This window comes from Actibacterium sp. (assembly GCF_055134745.1).
The window spans coordinates 1-5914 of sequence record NZ_JBSRVX010000008.1 but is presented as its reverse complement, the minus strand read 5'-3'; the positions used below and the strand labels follow the sequence as shown (position 1 = coordinate 5914).

Annotated in this window: 5 protein-coding genes; all 5 read right to left on the bottom strand. The window is 63.3% G+C overall.

Annotated elements, in window-relative coordinates; genetic code table 11:
- The coding region (locus ACTCHC_RS01580; protein WP_463020694.1) for an AAA family ATPase at positions 1-938 on the bottom strand (938 nt) is incomplete at its 3' end.
- A 23-nt stretch (positions 939-961) separates the two neighbouring features.
- A complete protein-coding gene (locus tag ACTCHC_RS01575) occupies positions 962-1807 on the bottom strand; it encodes an outer membrane protein assembly factor BamD (protein ID WP_463020693.1) in 846 nt (281 codons plus the stop codon).
- 116 nt (positions 1808-1923) lie between these two features.
- Entirely contained in the window at positions 1924-2844 is a 921-nt protein-coding gene (lpxC, locus tag ACTCHC_RS01570; protein WP_463020692.1) for a UDP-3-O-acyl-N-acetylglucosamine deacetylase, read from the bottom strand.
- A gap of 226 nt (positions 2845-3070) precedes the next feature.
- A complete protein-coding gene (gene ftsZ, locus ACTCHC_RS01565; RefSeq protein ID WP_463020691.1) occupies positions 3071-4663 on the bottom strand; it encodes a cell division protein FtsZ in 1593 nt (530 codons plus the stop codon).
- A gap of 187 nt (positions 4664-4850) precedes the next feature.
- On the bottom strand, positions 4851-5914 hold a 1064-nt coding region (gene ftsA, locus ACTCHC_RS01560), incomplete at its 5' end, for a cell division protein FtsA (RefSeq protein WP_463020690.1).

Sequence of the window (5914 nt, the reverse complement as noted above, 5' to 3'; positions counted from 1 at the left end):
TGCTTGCGCGCAAGCGCCCGGATCGCAAACAGGCGTTCCTCGGTCTGCTCCAACTCGTGCGGGTCAAAACGCAGCCTGTCCAGACAGTCCTGCACGCCCTGCTGTGCTTCGCCCAGTTCGGTCAGGGTGCGCCCCAGCGCCGCGATGGCGCCGTCAAGCTGGCCATCGGCGCTGTCGGCGGCGCCTTCCAGCCAACGCAGCGCATCCCCCAGCTGGCCTTCGGCCCCGCCCTCGGCCAACGCGGCATAGGCGCGGCTGATATCCTCGCGAATGCGGTCGGCGGCCTGCATCTGGCGGCGGGCGGTGTCCAGCTCTGCCTCTTCGCCGGGCAGAGGCATCAGATCATCCAGTTCGGCGACGGCGTGGCGCAGATAATCTTCCTCGGACCGGATCGCATCCAGACGCGCGGTCGCGGCCTGCAATGCCTTGCGGGCGGCGGCCACATCGCGCCAGGCCGCCCGCACCCCGGCCAACGTGCCAGACAGAGCGGCGAAATCGTCCAGCAGGGCCATATGCGCGCGCGGGTTCAGCAACCCGCGATCGTCCTGCTGGCCATGCAATTCGACCAGCTTGTCGGACAAGGCGCGCAGAAGCTCGCCGCTGGCGCGGCGATCATTGACCCAGGCGGTCTTGCGCCCGTCGGCCGTGTTGACCCTGCGCAGGATCAGTTCCTCGGCGTCGGGAAAGCCGGCATCGTGCAGCACGGCCAGCGCGGGATGCCCGGGGGGCAGATGAAACACGGCTGTGACCTCGCCCTGATCGGCACCGGCACGCACCAGTTCGGCCCGCCCGCGCCAGCCCAGGACAAAACCCAAAGCGTCCAGAAGAATGGATTTCCCCGCCCCGGTTTCGCCGGTCAGAACATTCAGTCCCGGCTGAAAGGCCAGTTCCAGCCGGTCGATGATCAGCAGATCCCGGACATCGAGACTGCGCAGCATTCGCTAGCCCCCCATGCAGCGCGTCAGAGCCATTCACCCTTGATCATCTGCCGGTAAACCGCACGCAGCCAGTTATCGCCGCGCGCCTCGGGGGCCAGACCGTTTGCAATCAGCAGGTTGAAACCGTCCTGATACCACTGGGTTGACTGGAAATTATGGCCAAGGATGGCACCGGCCGTCTGGGCCTCGTCGGCAAGACCAAGTGACAGATAGGCCTCGATCAACCGATACAGGGCCTCGGGCGTCAGCGTGGTTGTCTGGAAATCCTGCACAACGACCCGAAAGCGGTTCACGGCCGCCGCGTAATGGCCCCGGCGCAGATAATAGCGCCCGATCTCCATCTCTTTGGAGGCAAGATGATTGAAGGCCAGATCGAATTTCAGAATGCCCGAACGGGCATATTCGCTGTCGGGATAGCGTTCGATAAGGGTGCGCAGGGCCTGCAGCGCCTGAAAGGTCAGCCCCTGATCGCGCCCGACCAGATCAATCTGGTCATAATAGGACAGCGCCAGCAGATATTGGGCATAGGCGGCATCTTCATCGGCGGGATAGAAATCAATGAACCGCTGCGCAGCGGCGCGGCTTTCATCATAGGCCTTGCCCTGATGATAGGCATAGGCCTGCATGATCAGCGCCCGCTTTGCCCATTCGGAATAGGGATACAGGCGCTCGACCTCGGCGAACAACAGCGCGGCATCCTTGGGCTTGCGCGTCGTTTCCAGCTTGGCCTCGGCCTGCTTATAGATTTCCTCGGCGGTGTAGTTTTCCAGTGGCACGTCTTTCGTGCCACCCAGACCGCTACAGGCCGCCAGAAACATCAGCAATGCGAATGCCCCCATCAGCCCCGCGCGCGACTTTCCGTAGCCCATCGAATTCCCACCTCGCCGTCATGATTGCATGCCGGATCAACACCGGCACAGACAGTATGCCCGCGTCCTAGCACAGAAAATTCTGCTGCAAAACGTCTTTGGATGGAAATTTGCCCTTAGGCAACAGCCCGCAGATCGGCAGATCTGACGCAGGCCCCCGGCAAGCGCCGCGCCTGGCTTTCATCACAGATGACCATGCAATAGGAATCGGGCTGCGCAAACAGCGCCCGCAACAGCTTGTTTGTCAGGGCGTGACCCGCGCGATAGCCCGAATAACGGCCCAGAATCGGCGCGCCTGCCAGTGCCAGATCACCCAGCGCATCCAGCATCTTGTGGCGCACGGCCTCGTCAGCGTGGCGAAACCCGCCCGGGGTCAGAACCTTGTCGCCTTCGACCACCACGGCATTTTCCAGACTGCCGCCCAGCGCCAGACCACCCGCATGCATCGCATCGACATCGACCTGACGGCAGAAGGTGCGGCTGTTGCACAGCTCGCGCACGAAGGCCCCGTTGGCCATGTTCAGGGTCTTGGCCTGACGACCAATCGCAGCATCGTCAAATTCAATATGGAAATCTATTTCCAGCGTTTCTGCCGGATCCAGACGCGCACGCGCCACGCCATCGGTCACTTCGATCGGGCGCAAAATCTTGAAGGCCCGGTTGGCGGCGTCCAGATCCTGCACTCCGCGGGCCAGAAAGCCGGTCACGAAAGGCGCGGCCGATCCATCCAGAATGGGCACTTCGGGGCCGTCAATCTCGATCAGCGCATTGTGGATGCCACAGCCGGCCAGGGCCGCCATGACATGTTCGACCGTCGAAACCGAAACGCCCGCATCATTGACCAGCCGCGTGCACAGGCGCGAAGGTTCGACCGCATCCCAGCGCGCCGGTATCAGCGGATCGAGACCGACCACATCGCTGCGCCGAAACCAGATGCCATACTCGGCCGAGGCCGGACGCACGACCATGCGCACCGGACGCCCCGAATGAAGCCCGATGCCGGTGAATGTCACCTCTGATTTAAGCGTTGCCTGCACGGTCCACCTGCCTGATCGGCTTTTCACCGGTATGTCGCTTCCGGCCTGTCCGAGTTACGCATCGCACCGCGTGATCTCAACTCAAACTTTGTAACGGGTTGAAACATATGCCGGGGCACCCGTGCGGGTTTTCGCCACCCATCCCCGAAAATACCGATAACCTTTTGAAATAAAATGAAAAGGGCCGGTATTACCGGCCCCGTTCATATTGCAATTCGTGTAGTGATCAGTTCGCCTGACGCCGCAGGAAGGCCGGAATTTCGATCTTTTCCTGCTCGGGGTCCAGGGGGGCGTCTTCGTCCTGAACCCGCAATTGCGGCTGCTGACGGGCGGCTGGCGCCATGGTGCGCGGTGCCGTGCGCGGCATCGGCTCGTTGGCGTGACCGGCCATGCGGTTAATCAGAGAGCCGATCCCGAAGCGGGCCTTGTCGGCGGCCGGGGCTTCGGCTGCGGCGGGCGCGCGGGTCGGTGCAGCGACGGCACCGCGCTGCGGCACGCGCGATACGGCGGCGTGAAGACGGGCCAGCGCCTCGGGCGTGGGGGTGCCAGGGGCGGCCGGGCGCGGCGCGACGAAGGTTTCTTCCTCGATTTCCGGCTCTGGCTGGAAGGCGGCCGGCTGATAGGCCGGGGCGGGCACGTCATCATCGTTCAGATCATGACCTTGCGGCGCCGTGGCGCGCGCCGCCGGGGCGGGCTCGGCCGAACGCGAAAACAGGCTGGGCTCGGCGGCGGGCTCTGCCTGGGGTTCAGGGGCCGGGGCGGGCTTGGCCGCCGCAGCGGGTTCAGGTTGCGCCGCAGGCTGCAGCGGCTGCGACAGGCGGCGACGCGGCACCGGCGTTTCCAGCTCGATCTCGCGCGCGTCGATGCCGGTGGCGACAACCGAAACACGCATCATGCCTTCCATGGCCGTGTCCAGCGTAGAGCCCACGATGATGTTGGCCTCGGCATCGACCTCTTCGCGGATACGGTTGGCGGCTTCGTCCAGTTCGAACAGGGTCAGATCGTGACCGCCGGTGATGTTGATCAGCACGCCACGTGCGCCGCGCAGGCTGATCTCGTCCAGCAGCGGATTGGCGATGGCCTTTTCGGCGGCCTGAATGGCGCGGTCTTCGCCGGTCGCCTCGCCGGTGCCCATCATCGCCTTGCCCATCTCGTCCATCACGGCGCGCACATCGGCGAAATCAAGGTTGATCAGACCGGGGCGCACCATCAGATCGGTGACACCCTTGACGCCCTGATACAGAACGTCATCAGCCATGCTGAAGGCTTCGGTGAACGTGGTCTTTTCATTGGCCAGCCGGAACAGGTTCTGGTTGGGGATGATGATCAGCGTATCGACAACACGCTGCAGCGCCTCGACACCTTCATCGGCCTGGCGCATCCGCTTTGCGCCCTCGAACTGAAACGGCTTGGTCACCACGCCCACGGTCAGCACGCCCAGTTCGCGCGCGGCCTGCGCGATGATCGGCGCAGCCCCGGTACCGGTGCCGCCGCCCATGCCGGCAGTGATGAAGCACATATGCGCCCCGGCCAGATGATCGACGATCTCTTCGATCGTTTCCTCGGCGGCCGCCGCCCCCACAGAGGGGCGCGCACCGGCACCCAGCCCTTCGGTAACCTTGACGCCCATCTGGATGCGCGACGTGGCATTCGACTGCTGCAGCGCCTGCGCGTCAGTGTTTGCCACTACGAACTCAACGCCCTCCAGCTGCTTTTCGATCATGTTGTTCACGGCGTTGCCGCCAGCACCGCCCACGCCGAAAACAGTAATCCGAGGTTTCAGATCATCATGCGTCGGCATCATCAGGTTCAAGGTCATCGATTCATCCGCCTGTTATATCTTTACTGGAGTTACTTGGCACCAAGGCCCCCCTCGACGCCTATTTTCATCTGATTCTACCATTTCGACCAGTGCTGGTCGTCAAAAAAACGTAAATATTCCACAAAATATAGGGTAAGCACCTTTCAACTAAGCGGTATTTTGCCAAAACCCCTGTATATTGCGGTTACCAGTTGTCTTTGAACCACCTGACGGCCCGCTTCAACGAGCGCGCCGGATAGCGTTCAGCGGGAATTTCGAAGTCCCACCATTCATCCTGAGGGTGCGCCGCGAACAGGCACAGGCCCACGGCGCTGGAAAATGCGGGGCCGGTCGCAGCCTGCGGCAGGCCCTGAACACGCAAAGGCCGCCCCAGCCGCACCCGTTGCCCCAAGATGCGGCTGGCAAGCCCGTCCAGTCCGGGGATCTGGCTGCCGCCACCGGTCAGCACGATCTGCTGCGCCGGCAGATGCTCGAACCCGGCCGCATCCAGGCGGGCGCGCACATCTTCCAGAATCTCTTCGACGCGCGGGCGCATGATGCCGATCAGCTCGGCGCGGCTGACGGTGCGCCGGTCTTTTTCCCAATCGCCGCTGTCGCCGCCGATCTCGATCATCTCGCGGTCATCCATGCCTGTGGCGACAACGCCCCCGTAAAAGGTCTTGATCCGTTCGGCCGTGGCTTGCGACACCTGCAGGCCCTTCGAAATATCCTGCGTCACATGATCACCGCCCATGCGCACCGTATCGGCAAAGATCATGTGCTTCTTGATGAAGACTGAAACCCCGGTCGTGCCGCCACCCATGTCTATGCAGGCCGCACCCAGTTCCTGTTCGTCCTCCACCAGGCTGGACAGCCCCGACACATAGGCCGACGAGGCCAGCCCGGCCAGTTCCAGATCGCACCGCTTGATGCAATACAGCAGGTTGTGGATCACATCGGCATCGACAGTCAGCACATGCATGTCGCAGGCCAGCCGGTTGCCGATCTGGCCACGCGGATCGCCTAGCCCGCTGCGATGGTCCAGCGCGAAATTGACCGGCTGGGCATGCAGCACCTCGCGGCCCGGCCCCAGGTCCGGCACGTCGCAGGCCGCCAGCACATTGGCCACATCCTGCTCGGTCACCACCGAATCCTGCAAATCCCATTCGCCCGCCAGCCCATAGCTGCGCGGTTCGGCGCCGGAGAAACAGGCGATCACATGGTCAACGCGCACATTGGCCATCTTCTGCGCCGCCTGAACGGCGGTGC

Excerpts from the sequence above, each read along its gene's own strand:
- ftsZ (WP_463020691.1), bottom strand. The coding sequence starts at position 4,663 with ATGACCTTGAACCTGATGATGCCGACGCATGATGATCTGAAACCTCGG.
- ACTCHC_RS01575 (WP_463020693.1), bottom strand. The coding sequence starts at position 1,807 with ATGGGCTACGGAAAGTCGCGCGCGGGGCTGATGGGGGCATTCGCATTG.